Here is a 26473-nt window from a genome sequence, read left to right as displayed (position 1 = left end):
CAATAATAATTCTTTACTTTTTAATGATATAGACGCCCTGATAAGCGATAAGCAAGGTAACATCTGGTTAGGAACATTAGGAGGCGGTATTTATTACATAAAAACGAATTATCTCGGATTTCAAACCAATGAGATACTTGACGTTCACAAAAAATTACATTCCAATACAGTAAAAAGTATATTAGTCAATAACAGAAACCAGATATTTATGGGTATTGGCAGTAATGGATTTTCCATATTTTTACCTGAAAAAAAACATTATTTCTCATCTATAGATGCAAAAATAAATCCTAATCTATTCTCTTGCATACATACTATTTTCCAACAACAGGATTTTAAACGGATTATTTTAGGGACACAATACGGATTATATTATTATGAAGACGATAATTTCAACAATTATCCTAAACATTTCTACTCCAATAATATTAAAAGTATTATCTATCAGATTAAAAAATCCAGACAAAACGGTATATGGATAGCAGGTAGAAATGTGATAGAACATATAGACAATGATTTAAATATTGAGAATGTAATCATTGGCGAAAGCAACGACTATAACACCATTATTCAAACATCTGATAATACAATTTGGGCAGGTACAATTTCAAATGGAATTATAAAAATCCAATTCGATGGAAAAGATTTTAAAGTTGTAAAACAGACAAAATATAATCCTGTTAGTGGAAAAGCACCAGCTTCAAATATAAATTATCTGTTTCAAGACAAAGAAAAACGTATCTGGGCTGGAACGGATGGAGGAGGATTGTGTATATATAATGAGGAAAAAGACATCTTCGAGTCAATAAATACAATAACAGATTTCCCAACAGACGTAATCAATAGTATTACAGAAGATAAAGAAGGTACACTGTGGTTAGGTAGCAATATCGGACTTATCAGATTCTATCCTGCTACAGACTTAAGTAAATCTGTATTCAGACTTTATAATAAAAGTAACGGATTACCAGACAATCAGTTCGTACCACGAGCTGTAACACAATCTGAGGACGGCGAAATTTATTTTGGAACATATCATGGCTACATTCATTTCTACCCTGAAAAAATAAAAGCTGCCAATTGGGAAAATAACGTATTTATAACAGATTTCAAAATTAATAGTCATTCCGTCAAATATTCAATTATGCCTGGATATGCAGAAACAATAGAAGTACCTGGCAATTATTCAAATTTTACTATAGAATTTTCACCTATGCTGTATTCTGCTCCAGAAAAAGTGAGATATGCATACAAACTGGAAGGTTATGACAAGGAATGGTTATTTACCGGCTCCGACAAAAGATTTGCCCATTATGCAAATCTTTCTCCTGGAAAATATAAATTCAAATTAAAATGTACAAACGAATATGGCATTTGGAATAATTTTACCAAAGAAATGGTAGTAGACATATTACCTCCAATATATAAAACATGGTGGGCGTATTGTATTTACACGATATTAATTGTACTGATACTCGTATATATTTATCGATCTGCCAGACAAAAAATCAGGCTTCGTACTACCATCAAGATACAAAAGATTGAAAAAGAGAAATCGGACGAGCTGAACCAGGCGAAACTGCGTTTCTTTACGAACATCACGCACGAGCTGTTTACTCCGATTACCATCATTTCGGCTGCGATAGAAGATTCCAAACAGCTCATAACTCCGAAAGAATATGAAATCATCTCTACCAACACTAACAGGCTGGTAAGGCTTATTCAGCAAATATTGGAGTTCAGAAAGGCCGAAACCGGTAACCTGAAATTACAGGTGGCAAGGCAAAACCTGTCACAGTTTATAGCAAAAAACATAGAGAGTTTCATCCCTTTGATGAGACAAAAGAATATTACAATCGATTTCAAATGTGAGAACGAGGAGATTTATGCGTATTTTGATTCGGACAAGATAGACAAGATATTATATAACTTATTGTCCAACGGACTGAAATACAATTCCGAAGGGGTGCATATAGATGTTATCCTAAATACTGAGAACGACGGAAAGAAGGCTGTCATCCAAGTCAAGGATAATGGTAACGGCCTGTCGGAAAATACGATGAAAAACCTTTTCAAACGTTTTTATGACGGCGATTTCAGGAAATTCCATACTTCAGGAACAGGCATAGGCCTTTCTTTGGTAAGGGATTTGGTGGTGCTTCATAAAGGAGAAATCAAAGTGGACAATCAGCCCAAGAAAGGTGTAAACTTTATTATCAGCATACCTGTTAACGCTGAATCGTATTCACAGGAGGAATTGTGCGAAAACAAGGAACAAGAAGATTTGCTGACAGACAAACTTGAAAACGAGAGTAACATTGAAAGCAGGAATTATAACATCTTAGTAGTGGAAGATAATCCGGACTTGATTCTTCTTCTTAGAAATATACTTTCGAGAAAATACAACATATTTACATCCGGAAACGGAAAAGAAGCATTAGGGGTGCTCAAGGAACAAGACATACAATTGGTTATTTCAGATGTCATGATGCCTGAAATGGACGGTTATAAATTGTGTAAAGCCATCAAGGAGGATATTGAGTTCAGCCATATACCTATTATTCTTCTCACAGCTAAAACCACTGAAGAGGATGTAGTGGATGCTTATCAATCCGGAGCTGATTCATACTTGAAAAAGCCTTTCTCCGTAAATGTACTAAATGCAAGAATTGAAAACTTATTGCAAGCAAGGGAAAAACGAATATCCGAATTCAAGACACAACAGGTTTTCAACCCAAAAGAATTGGATTACACTACACCGGACGAAGAATTCATAAAACAAGTTATGGATTGCATATACAATAATTATACAGATCCGGACTTTGACCAAAACAAACTTACCGAAGTGCTTGGACTGAGCAAATCTACCATATATCGTAAGCTGAAATCTCTTACAGGCATGACTACATCAAACCTTATCAAAGATGTACGCCTAAAAATGGCACGAGAAATCCTAAACAAAAAAGGCGGTACAAGAATTTCAGAAATAGCTTATATGGTTGGATTTAACGACCCTAAATATTTCAGTATATGCTTCAAAAAGGAATTTGGATTCCTTCCGAGCGAAATGGAAAACTGAATGTAATGTTTCAAAACTTCCCAATGGGATAAGGTTTATATAATTCAATCTAAATTACATCCGGTGAAGACTTAATGAACGGTTTGTGAACGCTAAATGAACATGATATTTCGAATGAATTTTATGGCTATTTGGCGTTCACTAATTGTTTATTGACCATTCATCAGGCGTTCACCAGGCATTCGCTAACCCCATTAAATCTATATTTCAACAGTTTAAATAACCAATATATACTTTGATACTGACAAATTGTACTCTTTAAAGGACAAAATTGCAGTCCTGAACGCTATGTATCTGACATTTAGACATATAATCATTCGAAAAACAGGTTTGGCAAGGAGTTTGGAGTGATATAGGCGTGGTTTAAGACACAAGAACACAAGGACAAAAAAATATGGTCTTTTGTTCTTATGTCATAAAAATAAATAAGAAAGAATAAATAAGAAAGGAGAATATATGAATTTCAACAACTTTACAATCAAATCGCAAGAGGCTGTTCAGGAGGCTGTGAACTTGACACAGAGCCGCGGACAGCAGGCCATAGAGCCGGAACACATACTTGCAGGTGTATTGAAGGTGGGCGAAAACGTAACCAACTTCATATTCCAGAAGCTTGGAATAAACGGCCAGCAGGTAGCTACAGTTCTTGACCGTCAGATTGCATCTCTGCCTAAGGTTTCAGGCGGTGAGGCTTATCTGAGCCGCGATACAAACAATGTATTGCAAAAGGCAGTTGAGTACTCAAAAGAGCTTGGCGACGAGTTCGTTTCACTTGAAGCTATAATTCTGGCTTTGCTCAATGTGAAGAGTACAGTGGCAACAATCCTGAAGGATGCCGGAATGACAGACAAGGAATTGCGTGCTGCAATCAACGAACTGAGACAGGGACAGAAGGTTACTTCACAATCAAGCGAGGACACTTATCAGTCACTTTCAAAGTATGCGATAAACCTGATAGAGGCTGCACGTACAGGAAAGCTGGACCCGGTAATCGGCCGTGACGAGGAAATCAGACGTGTACTTCAGATTCTGAGCCGTCGTACAAAGAACAACCCTATCCTGATAGGTGAGCCGGGTACAGGTAAGACAGCTATCGTGGAAGGTCTGGCACAGCGTATCCTTCGTGGTGACGTGCCTGAGAACCTGAAGAACAAACAGCTGTTCTCACTCGATATGGGTGCGCTGGTTGCAGGTGCCAAATACAAAGGTGAGTTCGAGGAAAGACTTAAATCTGTAATCAATGAGGTAACAAAATCGGACGGTAACATAATATTGTTCATCGATGAGATACATACCCTGGTTGGTGCAGGTAAAGGCGAAGGCGCGATGGATGCCGCAAACATCCTTAAACCGGCATTGGCACGTGGCGAACTGAGAAGTATCGGTGCTACCACACTTGACGAATACCAGAAGTATTTCGAAAAGGATAAGGCGCTTGAACGTCGTTTCCAAACAGTTATGGTAGACGAGCCTGATACCCAGAGTTCAATATCAATCCTCCGTGGCCTAAAGGAAAGATACGAGAACCACCATCAGGTGCGTATCAAAGACGAGGCTATCATAGCTGCCGTAGAATTGAGCAACAGGTATATCACAGAACGTTTCTTGCCGGATAAGGCTATCGACCTTATGGACGAGGCTGCAGCAAAGTTGCGTATGGAACGTGACTCATTGCCTGAAGAGCTTGACGAGATTGAACGCCGGTTGAAACAGCTTGAGATTGAGCGTGAGGCTATCAAACGTGAGAAGGATGAAGCCAAGCTTGCACAGCTTAACAAGGAAATTGCCGAACTGAAAGAACAGGAAACTTCTTACAAGGCTAAATGGCAGAGCGAGAAGGAACTTGTAAACAAGATACAGCAGAACAAGAAGGAAATAGAACAACTCAAATTCGAGGCTGACAAGGCTGAGCGTGAGGGTGACTATGGACGTGTGGCTGAAATACGTTACGGCAAGCTGCAGGCTCTGGAAGCTGAAATAAAGAATATTCAGGAAGACCTGAAACACAAACAGGGCGACAGTGCCATGATCAAGGAAGAGGTTACCGCAGAAGACATTGCCGACGTAGTATCACGCTGGACAGGAATACCGGTAAGCAAGATGCTGCAAAGCGAACGCGAGAAACTCCTTCATCTGGAAGACGAGTTGCACAAGCGTGTCATAGGTCAGGACGAGGCTATCCAGGCTGTGTCTGATGCCGTAAGACGTAGCCGTGCAGGATTGCAGGATCCTAAACGTCCGATAGGCTCATTCATCTTCCTCGGTACAACCGGTGTAGGTAAGACTGAGTTGGCCAAGGCACTGGCAGAATATCTGTTCGATGACGAATCGCTGATGACTCGTATAGATATGAGTGAGTATCAGGAGAAACACTCTGTGTCACGACTTATCGGAGCGCCTCCGGGATACGTCGGTTACGATGAAGGCGGACAGCTGACTGAGGCAGTAAGACGTAAACCTTACTCTGTGGTACTGTTCGACGAAATCGAGAAGGCTCATCCGGACGTATTCAACATCCTGCTTCAGGTATTGGACGACGGTCGTCTGACAGACAACAAGGGACGTACGGTAAACTTCAAGAATACTATCATAATCATGACTTCAAACCTGGGAAGCTCATACATACAAAGCCAGTTTGAGAAAATCACTCCGATGAATCATGACACTATAATAGAGGAAACCAAGAACGAGGTGATGAATATGCTGAAGAAGACTATCCGTCCTGAATTCCTGAACCGTATAGACGAAACTATCATGTTCCTGCCATTGAACAAGAATGAAATAGAACAGATTGTACGTCTGCAGATAAACGGCATCAGAAAGATGCTTGAAGAGAACGGTGTACAGCTCCAGATGACTGACGAGGCTGTAGACTTCATAGCTACTGCTGGTTACGACCCTGAGTTCGGTGCGCGTCCGGTGAAACGTGCGATACAGCGTTATCTGCTCAATGACTTGTCAAAGAAACTTCTTTCACAGGAAGTGGACAGAACAAAACCAATCATAGTGGAACGTGGTGGAGACGGATTGAGTTTCCGCAACTGATAATAACAGAAAAAGAGGCCCGAGGGCCTCTTTTTTTATTTCAATTCAACTGATTTATATCTGTCGCCTGTAGCTTTCACAAGTTCCTTAAGGAATTCTTCAGGATATCCCGGACGCTCAAGCGGAGCACAATTTCCTGTTTCAGGAGCAACCATCTTACCGTTCTTGACTAATTTTCTTGCACCGTCGTTATAACGTACGATAAGGAATTCTGCAAGTTTCTTCCAGCGGTCGATAGTAGTACGCGCTGTCATATCTGTATAGTTAGTAAGGAAAGCCTGAGCTTTTGCAGGGTCTTCCTGATACAGTTTCAACGCTGCAGATTCAACACCTTCCTGAGCTGCCTCGAAAGTATTTTCAAGCTCATTCTGTACGGCACGCATATCGTCTATCATCAGGCTGTAGCGTGGACGAATCATGTCTGCCACCCAGTTGTAAATCCAGAAAGCAGAATCCCATGAGAATGTGATGCAGTCGCCGTTTCCTTCAGCGTATGGAACAGGGATTCTGTCTGTACAGCAGTAGACAGGAGTAAAGACTGTCATATTCGCATCATCAAGTCCGAACCACAACACACCGCCTACAGGGTCAGGCAGGTTGGCACGCATCTGTGCCACGAAAGAGAATGCGCTCTGCTGTGTAGAGATAGGACGTTCGTTGAAGTATTCCACTCCGTCAACCTTGAATGTAAGAGGAGAAAGACGGTAAGGAGTTTCAAAAGGGCCTGCACCCATATCCTTAGTGATGTCGAGCGGTGTACTTTCGTAATGGTCGCGCATAGCTCTCTGGACATCGCGAACTGAAAGTTTTGAATCAGCCTTTATGTAAAGCGGCATAGGTTCTTTGCTCTTGCCAAGGATATACGGGAGATATGCCTCGCCTGTTGTCTTGCTGAACATATTGTAGAAGCTCCATACACGTGCCTCGCAGAAACGGAGTCCACCGAATTCAAGAGGACAGTATGCATCGGCAAAGCTGAATTCAGAGTTCTTTCCGCTGAAATAGCTTTTTTCGCGTGCAAATGATATCACATCAGGAGAATAAAGGCAGTTATCCTTGTCATTAAGATTGAATTTGTGGATACGGCTCTGATTGGCATGAGCAGCGATACAGTCGTCAGGAATACGGACTGCTACCCATACCGCACCTTTTACACCCGGTCCCTTACCAATCATTTCCATAATCCATGCCTCGTTAGGGTCGGCAATAGAGAAAGACTCACCACTGCTGTAATAACCGTATTCCTTTACGAGGTCTGTCATAACCTTGATAGCTTCCTTGGCTGTACGAGAACGCTGGAGAGCTACATAGATAAGACTTCCGTAGTCCATGACACCTGTAGTATCCACCAGTTCAGGACGACCGCCAAATGTAGTTTCGCCGATAGTTACCTGATATTCGTTCATATTTCCCACTACATTATATGTCTGCTTGGCTTCCTTAATCTGACCGAGATACTTGCCGGTATCCCAATCGCGGATATCGCGCATCGTTCCTTCCGGATGTGTAGCTGCAGGATAGTGATACAGCCATCCGAACATTCCGTAAGAATCGGCAGAATAGGACACTATTACAGAACCGTCGGCAGACGCTTTCTTGCCGACAATAAAGTTGGTACAAGCCCAACCGTTTACTACAAAGGCTGTTAGCAGTACTACAGCCATCAACAATCTGTTTGTCATAAGCGTTTGTGATTGAATTATTATTTAGAAATTTAATTGTTTACGTGTTTCGTTTCCGCAATTATCGGTCACCACGACTTCCAACTTGTGAGGTACTCCCCTCCTTACTTTCTCTTTGTCCTGGATGACAAGGATTCCTTTCTTCAGACCGAAGAGAACGAACTTTCCGTCGATATATACCTTGTAGGTACTGATTCCGGTAGCCTTGTCGGAAACCTTGAGACGGATATTCGAGGTAGAACGCCATTTTGCCTTGTCAAGCGGAACAACAGAAGGAGGAACAGTATCGACAGCCACGGAGTACTTTCCGAAGTTACGCACTTTGGCTTTCATCCAGCCATTGTCGTATTTTCCTCCTACATAATATGCTCTCCTGCCATCAATCTGTCTTATATAATATTTATCGGGAGATACGGTATTCAGTTTCCTCACTCCTATCGCCAAAGGGCAGTAACCGTGAAGCGGAGCGTTTCCTGCATCAATGTCATACTCAAGTGAAACGGCTGTTGTATCTTCGGCAGTAATGCCTACGCTTACTTCAGTATCATCGTAGAGCATTCCTTTAGGTATGATAAATTCCATACCGGGACGTTGGATAATAGCCGTATGCGATGCCCGAAGAAGTTCTTCTCCCGTCATTCGGTATTCCGGTATATCCTGCTTCTGCCCTCTAACCGTAAACCGGTAAGTACTCTTATTTCCAAAGTTGTCTTCGAGGACATAGACGAACTTATAATCCTTTTCGCAGTCAATGTTCACAATACCCCTGCCCTCTCCTACATGGTGCAGACGAAGTTTGTTTCCGGGTGATTTGTACGAACGCATCAGCAATCTGCGGGAACGAACCAGTTCGTCATAATCGGTAAAAGTATTTATCATTCTGTTTTCATCAGGAAAAACTCTGTCGGTCTTACTGCTGAACACTTTTACAGAATCAACATAAAGAGTGACGGAATGTACTCCATAAAAATTGGATGTGCCGTCCATGTAATCCTTTGCACTTATGGCAGCATATATCTGCCCCCATGCTGTGACGGGCGACTTGATTGATGCTACAGGATAAATCTTTTTATTGGTCGAGCCTTCCACCACTCCTTTACCTCTGACTGGATAAAGTCCGATAAAGCTTGCCTTAGGAGCCTTTGTATCCTTGATTCTGGTTCTGAAATAAGGCATCGGGTCAAGATATTCATCTGTTCCGGTTTTTCTTATCTCAAGATGAAGATGAGGACCGGCAGAAGAACCTTCATTACCGCTCAATGCTATTATGTCGCCTTTCTTGAACTTGAAACGTCCGGGTTCGGGATATAGATAGCAGACGAAAGTTTCGTTGGCATACTGATATTCCCTGACGTACTTCTCCACTTCGGGAGCAAACGAAAAAACATGACCGTAGACGGATGTATGTCCGTCGGGATGAGTGATATATATGGCCTGGCCGTATCCTCCGTGCCGGACGGCTACACGCGACACATATCCGTCGGCAATACATCTTACGGGATGTCCGACTGTACCTTTTGTCTTGAAATCAAGACCGTTATGAAAATGGTTTGGCCTCAGTTCGCCGAAATTGGCGCTGAGCAATAACGGAAAATCCAATGGCGCACAATACTTTATAGTATCACCGGCGTATGAAACCGAGGCAACACAACAAAGCATGGCAAAAAAAGTTTTTCTCAAATCAATCATCGACATTCTTATCAACCTTTCTAACTATAAGAATACTTGCTTCGTACAGTACAAAGATAGGTACTGAAACGAGCAGCAATGTAAATATATCGGATGTGGGAGTGATAACAGCTGCCACTATAAGGGCCACAACGTATGCATGCTTTCTGTATTTCTGCATGAACGAAGAATGGAGCACGCCTATCTTGGCAAGGAACCAGCATACCACAGGTATCTCGAATACAATTCCCATAAGCACACTCAGAAGCATCAGCGTATCGATATACGACGAAAGCATAATGGTGTTCTGAACCTCAAAACTTACCTGATAGGACGCCAGGAAGCGGAATGTAAGCGGGAATATGATGAAATAGTTTACCAATACGCCTGTGACGAACAGCAGATATCCGCTTGTAACGACACGAATGGAGTACTTGCGCTCATTCTCATATAATGCAGGCGAAATAAAACGGAACAGTTTATAAATGACATATGGCGAGGCCACTATCAGACCTGCATATATTGACACCATGGCATGCATCATAAACTGACCGGCCAGCTGGGTATTGATAAGCGTGGAATTGAATTCACCGGGACACAGGCCGGGCATTGAAAGCCACTCCGACAAACGGCAAAGAAATCTGTAAAAAATAAAATCGGACTCCTTTGGGGCAAGCACAACGGCAAAGAGCTGGTCCTTGAAACAAAATCCTAAGATAGTAAATATGGCCACTACAGCCACTATACGGAAAAGGACACTTCGCAACTCGTCCAAGTGGTCCCAAAAAGTCATTACTTTATCGTTCTGCTCCACTTTATTGTTCTTTCTTTTCCTTATTTCCCTTATCGGACAAGTCAGCATCTTCCTCGATACCCTTCACTCCGTCCTTGAAACTCTTCACTCCCTTACCTAAACCTTTCATCAATTCAGGTATCTTTCTTCCTCCGAACAGAAGCAGGACCACAAGCGCAATGAGTATTATTTCCTGCATTCCCAATCCCAGTAACAATAATGTAGTCATAAATTATATTTATAGATTAAACCTTTGAAATAGATTTTAAAAGCCAATATCCTCCGAAAACCTGAAGAAGCATTCCCGGAACTCCTATTCTGAAATCCTGAAGAGCCGCATCAAGACTTCCCGTGATAGCCCACTCTGCCATTCCGCCTACGGTCTGATAAAACAGTACGACACCTGTCAGTGACAATATGGAAAGTTTTCCGGTACGTTCTGCCAGGAATCCTGCTGCAACAGCAAGCAACACAGACTTACATATTATGGCCGGAAGCAAAGCCTGTACGGGCATTCCGAAGAAAAATGAATTTACAAGAGGGGAAAGTATGGCTACAAGCAGACCAAGCCTCATCCCATATTTATAGGCTCCAACCAAAGTGAAAAAATAAATAGGCAACATAGTAGAGCCGCCAAGATGAACCAAATGGCATAACTGAGGCAGAAGTATATTTCCCAAAACGAAAAGTACAGAAAACAGATATGTCCTGCTCTGTCTGTAGGATAAAGAAACAAAATTAAACGCTGTATTCATATCAAATATTTACTTACTTTATTATTAATAGTTGCAAAGTTATTACTTTCAAACAATTATCTACCATATAACGAGGGAAATAATTTCCCGAAAGAAGGAAAAACTTATAAATATTTGGAAAATATGCAATTTTATCATACCTTTGCAGCACAAAACTAAACAAACTGACCGATGAACAAACTTCTGACATACATACAGCCACACACTCCGCTCCGAATATATCTGACATTCGGACACCGCAGTGCGTCCGTTCATTGGTTCAGCGGATTCCAATAAACATAACCGTTACACAATCATTTAATTCCCTAATTATAAGTCAGAGGTATATCAAGTATATATCTCAAGGCAATCACATTCTCTAATTTCTAAAAAGCTACAGTTATGTTTACAATCATAGGAACAATGTTTACAGGAATCATCTTAGGTTATATATTCAGAAACATGGACTTTCTGAGAAAAACAGAAAAAACCATCTCATACACTATTGTATTATTGCTTTTCATTATGGGCCTTTCCGTAGGTTCGAATGACAGAATAATAGAGAATTTAGGCAGTTTCGGATGGCAGGCAGCCATAATAGCTTTCTCGGCTACTTGTGGCAGTATCATCGCTGCATGGTTAGTACTGACACTGTTTTTCAAGAAAGGAGAAAGCCATGAAGGGTAGTCTGATAGTTCTTCTGTTTTTTATGGCAGGATGCTTGTTGGGAGTATTGGACATAATACCTCTCGACTTGCAGAAAACCAACCTGTCAATGTATATCCTCTATGCACTTATGCTACAGGTGGGACTGAGCATAGGTTCGAGCAAGGATTTGAAATCCATAATCAAGGATATACGTCCGAAATATCTTCTGATTCCACTTGCAACCATTATCGGCACATTGCTGTTTTCGGCCGTAGCCAGTCTGCTTCTTTCGCAATGGAGCATATTCGACTGTATGGCTGTGGGAAGCGGATTTGCATACTACTCGCTGTCGTCCATCCTGATAACACAGTTCAAGGAAGCATCTTTGGGAATTCAGCTTGCTACAGAGTTGGGAACAATAGCGCTACTGTCGAATATCTTCCGCGAGATGATGGCTCTGTTAGGCACGCCGCTGCTGGTGAAATATTTCGGCAAACTGGCACCGATTTCTGCCGCCGGAGTAAATTCCATGGATGTGGTGCTGCCAATAATAACAAGATACTCAGGAAAAGACATGATACCTGTGGCTATATTCCACGGGATATTGATAGACCTTACGGTACCGTTTTTCGTATCATTTTTTTGCCGGCTTTAACCCTAAGTCGGCATTTTTTATACACTTTTCTACAAAACAATCAAAAGGTTTCATTAAATTTGCAGAAAAAATAAACCAAACATAAGCATATTGATTTAAACTTAATGATAGAAAAACATATTGTACTGGAAGATATAGATCCGGTTATCTTCTACGGTGTGAACAACACCAACATGCAAATGATTAAGGCTCTGTTTCCCAAACTGAGAATAGTGGCAAGAGGAAATGTCATAAAAATCATGGGAGACGAAGAGGAAATGTGTGCCTTCGAAGAAGCTGTGACAGCATTAGAGAAACATTGTTCGATATACAATTCGCTCAACGAAGAGGTTATATTGGACATAGTAAAAGGCAAAAACACTAAAATAGAAAAGAACAGCGAGGCAATCGTGTTCAGTGTTACCGGAAAACCTATAATTCCGAGAAGTTCCAACCAACTGAAGTTAGTAAAGGATTTCGAAAAAAACGATATGATATTCGCCATAGGACCGGCCGGTTCGGGCAAGACTTATACCGCAATAGCTCTGGCTGTGAGGGCTCTCAAGAACAAGGAAATCAAAAGAATCATATTAAGCCGTCCGGCTGTAGAGGCAGGAGAGAAACTTGGATTCCTGCCGGGAGACATGAAAGACAAGATTGACCCTTATCTGCAACCGCTGTACGATGCTCTGCAAGATATGATTCCTGCTGCAAAGCTGAAGGAATATATGGAACTGAACATCATACAGATTGCTCCATTGGCTTTCATGCGCGGACGCACGCTGAACGATGCGGTAGTAATTCTTGACGAGGCTCAGAACACTACCACACAGCAGATTAAAATGTTCCTAACCCGCATGGGTATGAACACAAAGATGATTATCACAGGCGACATGACACAGATTGACCTTCCTTCGTCGCAGACATCGGGTCTGGTACAGGCAATGAAAATCCTGAAAGGAGTGAAAGGCATCAGCTTCATAGAGCTTAATAAGAAGGATATCGTAAGGCACAAACTCGTGACAAGAATTGTGGAGGCTTACGAGAAATTCGAGGAAAAAGTCAAATCCGAAAAGGCAGAAAAAGCAAAGGCCGATAAAGAGGAAAAGGATAAGGCAGAAAAGAAAACGACAGCCAAGCAATATTAGAAACAACATATTTACTTCTTAAAATATATAGAAAAGATGAGTAAAGCATTAACAAAAACAGACTTCAACTTTCCTGGTCAGAAGAATGTTTACCACGGAAAAGTTCGCGATGTTTACAACATCAACGGTGAAAAATTAGTCATGGTTGCAACAGACCGTATCTCGGCATTCGACGTTGTATTGCCTGAAGGTATTCCTTACAAGGGCCAGATGTTGAACCAGATTGCAGCCAAATTCCTTGATGCTACAACTGACATCTGTCCAAACTGGAAACTCGCTACTCCTGACCCAATGGTCACTGTAGGTGTAATGTGCGAAGGTTTCCCTGTAGAAATGATTGTTCGCGGTTATTTGTGCGGTAGTGCATGGCGTGCTTACAAGAGTGGTGTCCGTGAAATCTGCGGTGTGAAACTTCCTGAAGGTATGCGCGAAAACCAGAAATTCCCTACACCAATCATCACTCCTACTACTAAGGCTGAAATGGGTATGCACGATGAGGATATCTCTAAAGAAGAAATCCTCGCTAAAGGTCTTGCTACTCCTGAAGAATATGCTACACTGGAGAAATATACCCTTGCTTTGTTCGAACGCGGTACACAGATGGCTGCTGAACGCGGTCTTATCCTCGTTGATACTAAATACGAATTCGGTAAGCACAACGGTCAGATTTATCTGATGGACGAAATCCACACTCCTGACTCAAGCCGTTACTTCTACTCAGAAGGTTACGAAGAACGCTTCGAAAAAGGCGAACCTCAGAAACAGCTTTCTAAGGAATTCGTACGCGAATGGCTGATGGCCAACGGTTTCCAGGGTAAGGAAGGACAGACTGTTCCTGAAATGACTCCGGAAATAGTAAACTCTATCAGCGAACGTTACATCGAACTTTACGAACACATCACAGGTGAAACTTTCGTTAAGGCTGATACAGCAGAACTTGCATCACGCATCGAAAAGAACGTTACTGAATACTTGAAATAATTATGACCGGGCGGGGCTTTTCCCGCCCATCATATATTCTATCCACAAATCCTACACTAACCCATAACATGTCAAACTATCCTCAAGAAAATATAAAACCTTACAATCAGGACGAAAGCAAAGCTGCACAGGTAGAAAAAATGTTCGACAATATCGCTCCTACTTACGATAATCTGAACCATGTACTTTCGCTTGGTATTGACAAGAGCTGGCGACGCAAGGCCATCAATATGCTCAAGCCATACCGCCCGATGCACATGATGGACGTAGCTACCGGTACAGGCGATTTTGCCATACAGGCATGCCGCGTGCTTCAGCCTGAAGAACTTATAGGTACTGACATTTCGGAGGGTATGATGAATGTGGGACGTGAAAAGGTGAAACAGTCGGGAATGGACAAGCAGATTTCCTTCGCCAAGGAAGACTGTACTTACCTCTCCTTCCCTGACAACAGATTCGATGCCATAACAGTGGCATTCGGGGTACGCAACTTCGAGAATCTTGACAAAGGTCTGACAGAAATGCACCGCGTTCTGAAGTTCGGCGGCCATCTGGTCATACTTGAACTGTCCGAACCGGAAACATTCCCGATGAAACAGCTTTATGCCATTTACTCGAAAGTTGTAATTCCTACAATAGGAAAATTACTATCGAAAGACAACAGTGCATACACATACCTGCCACAATCCATAAAGGCTTTTCCACAGGGAGAAGTAATGCAACAGATTCTATACAAGGCAGGTTTCAGCAAAGTGACATTCAAAAGACTCACATTAGGTATTTGCACACTCTACTTTGCAACTAAATAACTTAAAATTTTTACTAAGATGAAGAAATTTGGTTTAATCGGTTACCCTTTGGGACATTCTTTCTCAAAAAACTTTTTCAACGAGAAATTTCACTCGGAAATCATTGATGCAGAGTATGTAAATTTTGAGATTCCTACAATAGAGGATTTTAACAAAGTGATAAAGGCGAACCCTACTCTCTGCGGACTTAATGTGACTATACCATACAAGGAGCAAGTTATAGGATATCTGGACGAACTTGACAAAGACGCTGCGGCAATAGGGGCAGTAAACGTAATCAAGATAGAGAAGAATAAGGGTAAACTGAAACTGACCGGCTACAACTCTGATGTAATGGGCTTCACACAGTCTATAGAATCACTGCTTGAGCCACACCATAAGAGAGCGCTTATCTTAGGTACAGGGGGAGCATCTAAAGCCATAAACTATGGTCTGCACAAATTAGGACTGGAAACAAAATTCGTATCAAGGTCGAAAAGAAACGAGAATACAATCACATACGATGACCTTACACCGGAAGTGATGAAAGAATATAAGGTGATAGTGAACTGTACTCCGACAGGCATGTATCCCAAGGCTGACGAATGTCCGAATATTCCTTACGAATGTCTGACTCCGGAACATTTACTGTATGACCTTCTTTACAATCCTGATACCACTCTATTCATGAAAAACGGTTCGGAAAGAGGAGCAATAGTAAAAAACGGGCTCGAAATGCTCCTGCTTCAGGCGTTCGGGGCTTGGGAAATATGGAACAAATAATATTGCAGCATGAAACGTAAGAAATTAATCATCAGCCTTGCTGTAATCATCGTTGTGATAGCAGGCGGATTGGTGGGCGGAAGTCTGTACATGATAGACTACTCTCTTCGCCCGGAAAACAGAGGCAAGGACCTTGCAGGCTCGGAAGCCTATATGCGCGACACTTACCCTCAGATAAACGGATGGTTAGACAGTCTTCAGGGTAACCGACTGCTGAAAGATACATTCATCACCGCACCTGACGGAATCAGGCTGCATGCATATTATGCATACGCATCACGCCCGACAAAAAAGACAGCGGTAATAGTACATGGCTATACTGACAGTGCCATAAGAATGTTTCACATCGGGTATATGTACAATGAATCACTGGACTACAACATCATTATTCCGGACTTGAGATACACAGGACTGAGCGGTGGCGATGCCATACAGATGGGTTGGCTGGACCGTCTTGACGTAAAGGAATGGATAAACCTCACTCCGGGTATTTTCGGTGATTCTATCCAGGCTGTAGTTCACGGAATATCCATGGGTGCAGCAACCACGATGATGACTTCGGGTGAAGTCTTGCCGGAATATATCAGATGTTTTGTAGAGGACTGCGGATATACCAGTGTCTGGGAACAGTTCAAAAAGGAGCTTAAGGAGCAGTTCAACCTTCCGGCATTCCCACTGCTATACACGGCAAGCTGGATTTGCGAGCTTCAGAACGGATGGAACTTCCGTGAGGCTTCGGCTATAGAGCAGGTGAAGAAATGCAATAAACCGATGTTCTTCATACATGGCGATAAGGACGACTTCGTACCTACATATATGGTGAACGAAGTATATGCGGCAAAATCAGAACCGAAAGAAATATGGCTTGTGCCGGAGACAGACCATGCCACATCATATAAAAACTATCCTGAAGAATATACAAAGAGGGTAAAGGCTTTTGTCGATAAATACATCTATTGACAACAGACAGCAAACAACCTTATACAAAGAATGCCCGATGAATAAGCTTACGAGAGCTATTCTACGGGCATTCTTATTTTATATATGTATTATATTCTTTATTTTGCATCACCGTACATACGCGCACGCATTTCCTTGATATGATCTGACGTGATGTACTCATCGTATTCCATCATCTTGTCGATTATACCGTTAGGTGTAAGTTCGATGATACGGTTGGCAACAGTCTGAATGAATTCGTGGTCGTGTGATGCAAACAGCACGTTACCCTTATACTGCTTCAGATTGTTATTGAATGCCTGAATAGATTCCAGGTCGAGGTGGTTTGTTGGAGTGTCAAGAATCAGACAGTTGGCATTCCTCAACTGCATACGTGCTATCATGCATCGCATCTTCTCACCTCCCGAAAGTACATTCACCTTCTTCAGCACTTCTTCGCCCGAGAACAGCATACGTCCGAGATAACCCTTCATTTCCACTTCATTGCCCTGTCCGTACCGGCTCAACCAATCAACGAGGTTAAGGTCGCAGTTGAAGAAATCGGTATTGTCAAGTGGAAGGTATGCGGTAGTGATAGTCACACCCCAGTTGAAATGACCTGCCTGTGGTTTACGGCGTTCGTTGATGATTTCGAAGAATGCAGTCATCGCACGTGGGTCGCGACTCAGGAATACTATCTTGTCGCCCTTCTCAACGTTGAAGTTTACATCGTTGAAAAGAACCACTCCGTCCTCAGTTTCGGCACGAAGTCCTGAAACTTCAAGAATCTGGTTACCCGGCTCGCGGTCCATAGTGAAGATGATACCCGGATATTTACGTGAAGACGGCTTGATTTCGTCCACATTAAGTTTCTCAAGCATCTTCTTACGGCTTGTAGTCTGTTTTGATTTTGCCACGTTGGCAGAGAAACGGCGGATAAACTCTTCGAGTTCCTTACGCTTTTCTTCAGCCTTAGCCTTCTGGTTCTGCTGCTGGCGGAGAGCAAGCTGACTTGATTCGTACCAGAAACTGTAGTTACCGGCAAAGAGGTTTACCTTACCGAAGTCGATATCCACTGTATGAGTACATACTGAGTCGAGGAAGTGACGGTCGTGACTTACTACAAGTACTGTATGCTCGAAGTTGGAAAGATACTCTTCCAGCCATGTTACAGTTTCCATATCGAGGTCGTTGGTAGGCTCGTCCAGAAGCAGGTTGTCAGGATTACCGAACAATGCCTGTGCAAGCATGACACGCACCTTTTCCTTACCGCTCAGGTCGCCCATCAGCGTATAGTGCTTGTCTTCCTTTATACCAAGTCCGCTAAGAAGAATTGCAGCACCGCTTTCCGCATTCCATCCTTCGAGTTCGGCAAACTTTTCTTCAAGTTCTGCAGCCTTGATACCGTCCTCATCAGTAAAATCTTCTTTGGCGTACAGTGCTTCGCGCTGCTTCATAATGTCCCAAAGAACAGTGTGTCCCATGAGAACTGTATCCAGTACAGTATGCTCGTCGAACTTAAAGTGGTCCTGGCTAAGTACAGAAAGACGTTCGCCCGATCCCAGCGTAACACTTCCCTTAGTAGGGTCAAGCTCACCTGAAATAACCTTAAGGAATGTTGATTTTCCTGCACCGTTGGCACCTATAACACCGTAAATATTACCGTTTGTGAACTTCATGTTCACATCGTTGTACAATACTCTCTTACCGAATTGAACGGCTACATTAGAAACTGTAATCATTTTTTAGCTTGTTTGTATGTATATACCTTATAATATTGTTATTCTGAAATTTGCGTGCAAAGGTACTAAATATCCCGCTAATTTACAATGCAGTGAAAGGCATATCACTCCCAGAATACGGCTTTTTATAAGTTTTTTTGTGTCAGTATGTCAGTTTTTTAGTAATTTTGCACTCGTTTCACCCGGATTGACGGCATAGGCACGGTTTTTGTAGTATAGCCTTCGGCCGCACCTGAAAAGTCCGGCACACAAACCATCAGATTAATAATAAAAAAATAACATATAAAGACATGAGTACAAATCAGAATCAAAATCCGGAAGAAGAAATATTGAAGAACGAAGAAGCTGAAAACCAGCAGCAGGAAGCTGAAACTCAGACAGAAGAAACAAATTCTGCTGAAAATGCCGGCGAAGAAAAAGAAACTGAAATCTCAGAAGAAGAAAAAATAGCTAAAGAGCTTGAAGAAACAAAACAGGTTCTTGAAGATTATAAAGACAAATATCTGCGTCTTTCGGCTGAATTTGACAATTACCGCAAACGCACAATGAAGGAAAAGGCAGAGCTCATCAAGAACGGTGGCGAAAAGGCCATCTCGGCTATCCTCCCTATCCTGGACGACTTGGAACGTGCATTGCTGAACATGCAGAAGGCAGACGACGTTAAGGCTATGTACGAAGGTATAGACCTGATACATCAGAAGTTCCTGAAAAACCTTGGACACGAAGGACTTGAAAAGATGAACCCGGTGGGAGAAGCTTTCGACACTGATTTCCACGAAGCCATCGCACTTGTTCCGGCTCCGGAAGAAGCACAGAAGGGTAAAGTCCTGGACTGTGTACAGACAGGTTACAAACTGAACGACAAAGTTATACGCCACGCCAAAGTGGTAGTTGCACAATAATACAATAAAACCACATCGCAAATATGGCTACAAAAAGAGATTACTACGAAGTGCTTGGCGTGGAAAAAACAGCCACAGCAGACGAAATAAAGAAAGCATACCGTAAGAAAGCAATACAGTACCACCCTGACAAGAATCCGGGAGACAAGGAAGCTGAAGAAAAGTTCAAGGAGGCAGCAGAGGCATACGAAGTGCTCAGCAACCCTGACAAACGTTCACGCTACGACCAGTTCGGTCATGCTGGTGTAGGCGGAGCAGCCGGAGGCGGTTATGGCGGTTTCGGCGGACAGGGTACGTCTATGGACGATATCTTCTCTATGTTCGGCGATATCTTTGGCGGACACGGAGGTTTCGGAGGCTTTGGCGGTTTCGGAGGCGGCGGAGGCCAGCCAAGACAGCGCAAATTCCGTGGTGCAGACCTCAGGGTAAAGGCAAAACTTACGCTGAAGGAAATTGCTGAAGGAACAGAAAAGAAATTCAAGGTAAAGAAATATGTTCCTTGTTCTCACTGTCACGGAACAGGGGCCGAAGGCAACAGCGGTACTGAAACATGTCCTACATGTCACGGTACAGGTAGCGTTACACGCACTCAGCAAAGTATCTTCGGAATGATGCAGACACAGTCTGTATGTCCTCAGTGTAACGGTGAAGGAAAAATCATCAAGAACAAGTGTAAGGAATGTAACGGCGAAGGTGTGGTTTACGGCGAAGAAGTCGTAACTGTAAAAATCCCTGCCGGAGTGGCAGAAGGTATGCAGGTTACTATCAACGGTAAGGGTAATGTCGGAAAGCACAACGGTGTGGCAGGCGACCTGCTTGTTCTGATAGAAGAAGAAAAGCATCCTGAACTGATAAGAGATGAAAGCGACCTTATTTATAACCTGCTCCTAAGCGTTCCTCAGGCAGCACTTGGAGGCACAGTGGAAATTCCTACAATAGACGGTAAGGCAAAAATCAAGATTGAACCGGGAACACAGCCGGGAAAGGTTCTCCGCCTGAGAGGCAAAGGCCTGCCTAACATCAACAGCTACGGATACAGCACAGGAACAGGTGACCTGTTGGTTAATGTAAGTGTCTACATCCCTGAAACTCTGACAAAGGAAGAACGTCAGGCACTGGAAAAATGGCAGGAATCTGAAAGCTTCAAGCCAAACACAAGCCTGAAAGAGAAAATCTTCAAGAAATTCAGAAGCTTATTCGATTAAAACAGGATATAACGAAGAAACGAGAGCGGCTAAAACCGCTCTTTTTTTGTATAACACAGTTTTATCAGTATCTTTGCACCTCAAAAAATTGTTTTATATGAAGAAAAAAACTTTATTTATATCCATCTCTATAATAGTTATAATACTGGCCGGTATATCCGTCAGTACATATTCATTATTATTCAGCAAACCGTTCAGAACAGCCGGTCCAACATTCATTTATATAGACGAAGACGACAATGCTGATTCTGTGTTCGCAAAGATAGAGGCAAACCTGCACCCTGAAAGCATGACAGGTATAAAGCTGTTGGCAAAGATTCAAGGCTATGACAGCAATATATTCACCGGAGCATACAGGATGAGTTCTCAAACAACGACACTTGAAGCTTTCCGAACACTGAAAGCCGGAAGGCAAACACCTGTCAGACTTGTTGTGCCAAGCGTAAGAACGATGGATAAATTAGCGTCAAGAATTGCCGGACAGATTATGACCGACTCTACAAGCATAATAACATTGCTGAACGACAGCAGCTTTATAGATTCCATCGGATACAGTAAGGCCACCATTCCGGCACTGTTCATTCCAAACACATACGAGGTGTACTGGAATATGTCTGCCGAAAGTTTCATCAAAAAAATGATAAAGGAGAACAAGGCTTTCTGGAATGCAGAACGTACGCAGAAAGCCAAATCGCTTGACATGACTAAAGAGGAAGTCTGCACTCTCGCTTCTATAGTGGACGAAGAAACAGCCAATAATGCAGAAAAGCCTCTTGTGGCCGGACTATATATCAACAGACTTAAACGCGGAATGCTCTTACAGGCCGACCCTACAGTAAAGTTCAGCCATCAGGATTTCGGACTCAGAAGAATTATGTTCAAGCATCTGGAAATAGACAGTCCTTATAATACATACAAGTATGCCGGACTTCCTCCAGGCCCAATAAGAATACCTTCAGTGACAGGTATAAACAGTGTTCTGAATTATTCCAGACATAATTATATATACATGTGCGCAAAGGAAGACTTCTCGGGAACTCATAACTTTGCTTCCACGCTTAACGAGCATAACAGAAATGCCAGAAAATACCAACAGGCGCTGAACAGAAGAAATATTAAATAAATTGACTCAAGTTTAACCAATAATATCTCAGATTTTAAACTAACAAATACCCGCTGAACAGCCAATGAACGTGCAGTGAACAGATTATTTTTTGTTCACTGCACGTTCAATAACCGTTCGTTGATACCACTCATACTTATCTTTAAGGACTATTTGACAGACTTCCAGAACTTCATAAAATCGGAATACTGTCCATAGCAAACCAAACCGTCCTCTTCCTTCAAGTCATACTCCTCGGAATAATCTATTGTAGAAACATACTCCTTTTTTGATATTCCAAGGAAATTTGAAGTCTGCTTTCCCATAACGACAGAAATAATACGAAGTCTGGATTCCTGCTCTAAATTCAGCTCACTGATTTTATAACCTACCAACTTGGCCGGTACAGCAAACTTAAACACATAATTGTTGTCATCTACGGAGAAATGCTCTACCTCTGCATCAAGTTCAAGCAACTGAACAAGAAGTCTGGCTGCATCCTTTTCGGGGGTAAGTATCCTGTCCAACGAAAAAGCATCCAACACAGCCTTATGCACATCATCCACTGCACGGGCATAGATATGTTTCACATTTCGTTTTTTAAGCAATGACACAATCCTTACTGATGCTCCGAAATTCTCCCCTATGGCCACTATAACTATATCCACACCATTAAACGGCAGAACCGAGAGAGCCATATCGTCCGTAGCGTCAAGAACGTATGTTGTGGCAACCTTTTCTTTATATCGTTCCGCCTGAAGCGCTTCAGAATCCACACCTATGACTTCATGACCAAGGGCTGTAAGCTCTTCGGCCAACACTCCTCCATAATTGCCTAACCCTATAATGAGATATTTCATATCGCGTATTATTTATAGATTAATCAGTTTATTATTATATTATCACTCGGATATTTATAATTCTTCTTTTTCTCCTGTCTGATTAGTCCGCTGACAAGAGTAAATGCTCCCACACGGCCGACAAACATCAGAACTATTATTATCATTTTCCCTGCATTGCCCAATGACGGAGTGAGATTCAGACTCGAGCCTACTGTACTCAGTGCCGACACGCATTCGAAAACCAATGCCATAACCGAAGCCTGAGGCTCGACTACTGTCATAATGAAAATAGATACAAAGACTATAAGCAGATACAGTATCAAAGCCGCATTTGAACGCTTTACTGAATCGTAGGATATCTCACGATGAGTATATACGTTCTTTCCACCCCACGAAGCACCGCAAAAAGATTTATCAGAATAACGGCAAATACATTTATCTTCACACCACCAGCCGTAGACTGAGTTCCGCCACCAATCATCATCAGAATTATCATAAGCAGAAGTGTCTGGGTGGAAAGAGTTGTCAGTCCGACACTGGCAAAACCTGCCGTTCGCGGACATACGGAATTGAAGAATGCATGAACCACTTTGTCGGCAGTAGCCATTCCGGAGAAGGCATTGTTCCACTCGAAAAGAAGAATTATCAGTGTACCGGCCAATAAAAGTACCGCCGTCATAAACAGAACAATCTTCGTATTAAGGTTATACAGATGAATTTTTCTTTATAAATCTGCGTCGGCGATGAAATATCCATGAATATAAATGATGAAGATAGTAAAAAAGCGTATCCTTCATATTCACCAATATAGGGAAACCTATTCCACCGAATACGATAAGCATAGACAGTACTATGTATAAAAAATTATGGTCGTGCATCACCATATCATTTCCCATACCGCCGGGCAGAGTAGAGAAACCGGCATTACAAAATGCAGATACGGAATGGAAGGCCGAAAAATAGAGTTCCTCATACAGTGTCATCCCCAATGTGCCGTGTATGTCAAACCATATAAGAGCCATGCCTATCCCCTCAATGGCAAGCGTAAATCCCAATATATATAATAATGTAGACAGCAGCGAGTTGAGAGAGTTGGTACTTATCATATCGCCTACAGCCAACTGATTGTAGAGGGATGTATTTCCCATAAAGAACATGGCAAAGAAGCTCGTAATGGTCATTACTCCCAGACCTCCAATCTGAATGAGAAGCATTATTATAATCTGTCCTTCAAGAGTGAATGTAGAAGGTACATCTACCGACACAAGGCCTGTGACACACGTTGCACTCGTTGAAATAAACAATGCATCTATCCATGATATTCCATTATAGGTGGCCCGAGGCAGCATAAGAAGTCCGGCTCCGACCAAAATGATTATAAGAAAACTCGATGCGAGAATGAGAGATGGATTTGTTTTGCGCCCCAGCAACCGTACAAAGAAACCGGACAGCAGTGTAAGCGACATGAGAAGGAGTACAGCAGCCTTGTAATAAGTACTATTAAAGAATATCCATATCCAGTAAGCTGCATTACCCGGTTCCGGCAAATGAAATACCACCGGCAGAAGAGTCAGATAGAGGCAGACATCCAGCAGCCATGTCCATACCGTAAACTTGACAGAACCATCATTCAAAAACAAATGACTCAAAGTGGTATTGATAAGAAAAACAATCCAGACTGCATTTGAAACACTGTGTAGCACCGAGTGAACTTCCTCGGTGACAGTAAATCCATAACGGTAAACTATAGATGCAATAAACAATATTGCGAAAAAACAAGCAAACCAGGAGAACCAGTCTACCAACTGATATACACGAGGCAATACAAGCTTTTTTCTATATAATAAAAGACGTTCCCAATTATCCATGTACTTCTTTGTTTTATAGAAATATGCAAACTTACACAAAAATATTATGAAACAATCAATAGTACAGAAAAACTTGAGCCGAAAGGTATAATAATACAAAATAACATCCTTACCACCTCCTCAAATTACATAATTCTACAAAATCAACAATTATAGTATCAAATATTCGATAAATTCTTTGGTAAATAAACTTTTTTATCTATTTTTGAGCAAAACTTTAAAACAATAAGCCATGAGCGAAAAACAGAAAAGATTTTTCCTTAAGGAAAATGAGATACCTACACACTGGTATAACATACAGGCGGACATGAAAAACAAACCTATGCCGCCACTAAACCCTGCGACAAAAGAACCTCTGAAAGCAGAAGACCTCTACCCTATCTTTGCAAAGGAATTGTGTCATCAGGAACTGAACCAGACTGACGCATGGATAGAGATCCCGGAAGAAGTAAGAGAAATGTACAAATACTACAGAAGTACTCCGCTGGTACGTGCATACGGACTGGAAAAGGCATTGGGCACACCGGCACACATATATTTCAAAAATGAGAGCGTAAGCCCTATCGGTTCACACAAGCTGAACTCTGCACTTGCACAAGCATATTACTGCAAGCAGGAAGGAGTAACAAACATTACTACCGAAACAGGTGCCGGACAGTGGGGAGCAGCTTTGTCATATGCCGCACGTGTGTTCGGACTTGAAGCGGCAGTATATCAGGTGAAAATAAGCTACGAGCAGAAGCCGTACAGAAGAAGCATCATGCAGACATTCGGCGCACAGGTCACTCCTTCGCCTTCTATGTCTACACGTGCCGGAAAAGATATTCTTACAAAATACCCTAACCATCAGGGCTCATTGGGAACAGCCATCTCAGAAGCAATAGAACTGGCAAGAACTACTCCGAACTGTAAATACACACTCGGTTCTGTTCTCAGCCACGTAACACTTCACCAGACCATAATCGGACTTGAGGCAGAAAAGCAGATGGAAATGGCAGGCGAATATCCTGACATAATAATAGGATGTTTCGGCGGTGGTTCAAACTTTGGCGGTATATGCTTCCCGTTCATGCGTCACACAATCCTTGAAGGCAAGAAAACAAGATACATAGCAGCCGAACCTGCTTCATGCCCTAAACTGACAAGAGGTAAGTTTGAATACGATTTCGGCGATGAAGCCGGATATACTCCTCTGCTCCCAATGTACACTTTAGGACATAATTTTGCTCCTGCAAACATTCATGCCGGAGGTTTGAGATACCACGGTGCGGGAGTTATAGTATCGCAGCTGCTGAAAGACGGACTGATGGAAGCTGTAGACATAAAACAGCTCGATACGTTCGATGCAGGTATTCTTTTTGCCAAAGCCGAAGGTATCATTCCGGCTCCGGAATCATGTCATGCCATTGCAGCTGCCATAAACGAAGCAAAGAAATGTATAGAAACAGGAGAAGAGAAAGTTATCCTGTTCAACCTCTCAGGTCATGGACTTATAGACATGAGCGCTTATGACCAGTACTTGTCCGGAAACCTCACAAACTATGAATTAAGCGAGGAAGAAATAGAAAAAAATCTGGAAGAGGTAAAAAAAATATGATATCGGCATAAAAATGTCAGATACATCGCCTTAACAGTATAATAAGCTTGTTTTAAGGAAATTAGAATACAAAACCTGGTATATTCTTCAATATTTGCGTATGAGAGTATATCAGGTTTTGTCCTTTTTTTATCATGTTTTATCCCGAAATATTTGCAAATTAAAAAAATATTCGTACCTTTGCACTCGCAATCGGAAATCAATACCGATACAACAAAGAAACCGGATTTTCCGGAACATAGGATGGCCCGTTCGTCTATCGGTTAGGACGCAAGATTTTCATTCTTGAAAGG

20 protein-coding genes and 1 pseudogene are annotated in these 26473 nt (G+C 42.1%); 13 read left to right on the top strand and 8 right to left on the bottom strand.

All coding sequences use genetic code 11. The annotated features are described in order from the left end of the window. Both QZ379_RS06025 and clpB read left to right on the top strand, forming a co-directional pair. Nucleotides 1-3079 (top strand): hybrid sensor histidine kinase/response regulator transcription factor (locus QZ379_RS06025; RefSeq protein ID WP_291561073.1); only part of this gene is annotated, 3079 nt, incomplete at its 5' end. Nucleotides 3080-3535: 456 nt separating this feature from the next. Beyond that, nucleotides 3536-6124, top strand: a complete 2589-nt coding sequence (clpB, locus tag QZ379_RS06020; RefSeq protein WP_291561066.1) for an ATP-dependent chaperone ClpB — start codon at nt 3536-3538, stop codon at nt 6122-6124. Between the two features lie 35 nt (nt 6125-6159). Here the strand turns inward: clpB and QZ379_RS06015 are convergent, their stop codons facing one another. The 5 genes from QZ379_RS06015 to QZ379_RS05995 are packed head-to-tail and all read right to left on the bottom strand — an operon-like array spanning nt 6160 to nt 11022. After that, entirely contained in the window at nt 6160-7806 is a 1647-nt protein-coding gene (locus QZ379_RS06015) for a C69 family dipeptidase (RefSeq protein ID WP_291561057.1), read from the bottom strand. Nucleotides 7807-7830: 24 nt separating this feature from the next. Continuing rightward, on the bottom strand, nt 7831-9465 hold the full coding sequence (locus tag QZ379_RS06010; RefSeq protein WP_291561039.1) for a M23 family metallopeptidase: 1635 nt from the start codon (nt 9463-9465) through the stop codon (nt 7831-7833). A 22-nt stretch (nt 9466-9487) separates the two neighbouring features. Continuing rightward, a complete protein-coding gene (tatC, locus tag QZ379_RS06005) occupies nt 9488-10288 on the bottom strand; it encodes a twin-arginine translocase subunit TatC (protein WP_291561027.1) in 801 nt (266 codons plus the stop codon). Between the two features lies 1 nt (nt 10289). Next, nucleotides 10290-10496, bottom strand: coding sequence for a twin-arginine translocase TatA/TatE family subunit (gene tatA / locus QZ379_RS06000; protein ID WP_291561023.1), 207 nt, complete (start codon nt 10494-10496; stop codon nt 10290-10292). Nucleotides 10497-10512: 16 nt separating this feature from the next. After that, complete coding sequence (locus QZ379_RS05995; protein ID WP_291561017.1) at nt 10513-11022, bottom strand: ECF transporter S component; 510 nt, start codon at nt 11020-11022, stop codon at nt 10513-10515. 381 nt (nt 11023-11403) lie between these two features. Between QZ379_RS05995 and QZ379_RS05990 the strand changes: the two genes are divergently transcribed. The 7 genes from QZ379_RS05990 to QZ379_RS05960 all read left to right on the top strand — a co-directional run bounded on the left by QZ379_RS05990 (nt 11404) and on the right by QZ379_RS05960 (nt 16943). Then, complete coding sequence (locus QZ379_RS05990; RefSeq protein ID WP_291561013.1) at nt 11404-11688, top strand: LysO family transporter; 285 nt, start codon at nt 11404-11406, stop codon at nt 11686-11688. Next, complete coding sequence (locus tag QZ379_RS05985) at nt 11678-12304, top strand: lysine exporter LysO family protein (protein ID WP_291561004.1); 627 nt, start codon at nt 11678-11680, stop codon at nt 12302-12304. Before QZ379_RS05990 ends, QZ379_RS05985 begins: the two co-directional genes overlap by 11 nt. 104 nt (nt 12305-12408) lie before the next feature. After that, nucleotides 12409-13431 (top strand): PhoH family protein, encoded by a 1023-nt coding sequence (locus QZ379_RS05980; protein ID WP_291561002.1) that lies wholly within the window; start codon nt 12409-12411, stop codon nt 13429-13431. A 36-nt stretch (nt 13432-13467) separates the two neighbouring features. Continuing rightward, nucleotides 13468-14412 (top strand): phosphoribosylaminoimidazolesuccinocarboxamide synthase, encoded by a 945-nt coding sequence (locus tag QZ379_RS05975; RefSeq protein ID WP_291560990.1) that lies wholly within the window; start codon nt 13468-13470, stop codon nt 14410-14412. A 68-nt stretch (nt 14413-14480) separates the two neighbouring features. Then, nucleotides 14481-15221, top strand: a complete 741-nt coding sequence (gene ubiE / locus QZ379_RS05970; protein ID WP_291560985.1) for a bifunctional demethylmenaquinone methyltransferase/2-methoxy-6-polyprenyl-1,4-benzoquinol methylase UbiE — start codon at nt 14481-14483, stop codon at nt 15219-15221. 18 nt (nt 15222-15239) lie between these two features. Continuing rightward, on the top strand, nt 15240-15983 hold the full coding sequence (locus tag QZ379_RS05965) for a shikimate dehydrogenase (RefSeq protein ID WP_291560975.1): 744 nt from the start codon (nt 15240-15242) through the stop codon (nt 15981-15983). 9 nt (nt 15984-15992) lie between these two features. Further along, the gene (locus QZ379_RS05960; protein ID WP_291560960.1) at nt 15993-16943 is read left to right on the top strand and encodes an alpha/beta hydrolase; all 951 of its coding nucleotides are present in this window, start codon (nt 15993-15995) and stop codon (nt 16941-16943) included. A gap of 98 nt (nt 16944-17041) precedes the next feature. Here the strand turns inward: QZ379_RS05960 and QZ379_RS05955 are convergent, their stop codons facing one another. Then, a complete protein-coding gene (locus QZ379_RS05955; RefSeq protein WP_291560947.1) occupies nt 17042-18664 on the bottom strand; it encodes an ATP-binding cassette domain-containing protein in 1623 nt (540 codons plus the stop codon). A gap of 290 nt (nt 18665-18954) precedes the next feature. On the opposite strand from QZ379_RS05955, the gene QZ379_RS05950 reads away from it, so the two are divergent. The 3 genes from QZ379_RS05950 (at nt 18955) to mltG (ending at nt 21894) form a co-directional block, all read left to right on the top strand. Next, nucleotides 18955-19566 (top strand): nucleotide exchange factor GrpE, encoded by a 612-nt coding sequence (locus QZ379_RS05950; RefSeq protein WP_291560941.1) that lies wholly within the window; start codon nt 18955-18957, stop codon nt 19564-19566. A gap of 23 nt (nt 19567-19589) precedes the next feature. After that, on the top strand, nt 19590-20771 hold the full coding sequence (gene dnaJ / locus QZ379_RS05945) for a molecular chaperone DnaJ (protein WP_291560935.1): 1182 nt from the start codon (nt 19590-19592) through the stop codon (nt 20769-20771). 97 nt (nt 20772-20868) lie between these two features. After that, nucleotides 20869-21894 carry an endolytic transglycosylase MltG gene (gene mltG, locus QZ379_RS05940; RefSeq protein WP_291560928.1) on the top strand — a complete coding sequence of 342 codons (1026 nt, stop codon included), beginning with the start codon at nt 20869-20871 and terminating at the stop codon, nt 21892-21894. A gap of 149 nt (nt 21895-22043) precedes the next feature. Here mltG and QZ379_RS05935 read toward each other — a convergent pair whose 3' ends face one another. Together QZ379_RS05935 and QZ379_RS05930 are read right to left on the bottom strand one after the other, a co-directional pair. Next, nucleotides 22044-22733 (bottom strand): TrkA family potassium uptake protein, encoded by a 690-nt coding sequence (locus QZ379_RS05935; protein ID WP_291560919.1) that lies wholly within the window; start codon nt 22731-22733, stop codon nt 22044-22046. A gap of 23 nt (nt 22734-22756) precedes the next feature. Continuing rightward, nucleotides 22757-24583, bottom strand: a pseudogene (locus QZ379_RS05930) (potassium transporter TrkG). A gap of 232 nt (nt 24584-24815) precedes the next feature. On the opposite strand from QZ379_RS05930, the gene QZ379_RS05925 reads away from it, so the two are divergent. Further along, on the top strand, nt 24816-26180 hold the full coding sequence (locus tag QZ379_RS05925; protein WP_291560914.1) for a TrpB-like pyridoxal phosphate-dependent enzyme: 1365 nt from the start codon (nt 24816-24818) through the stop codon (nt 26178-26180). Nucleotides 26181-26473 lie beyond the last annotated feature (293 nt).

Origin of the sequence: Bacteroides sp. (assembly GCF_019417265.1) — a bacterium.
GTDB lineage: Bacteria > Bacteroidota > Bacteroidia > Bacteroidales > Bacteroidaceae > Phocaeicola.
Note: the sequence above shows the minus strand (reverse complement) of the source record. Positions and strands in the feature narration are given on the sequence as shown.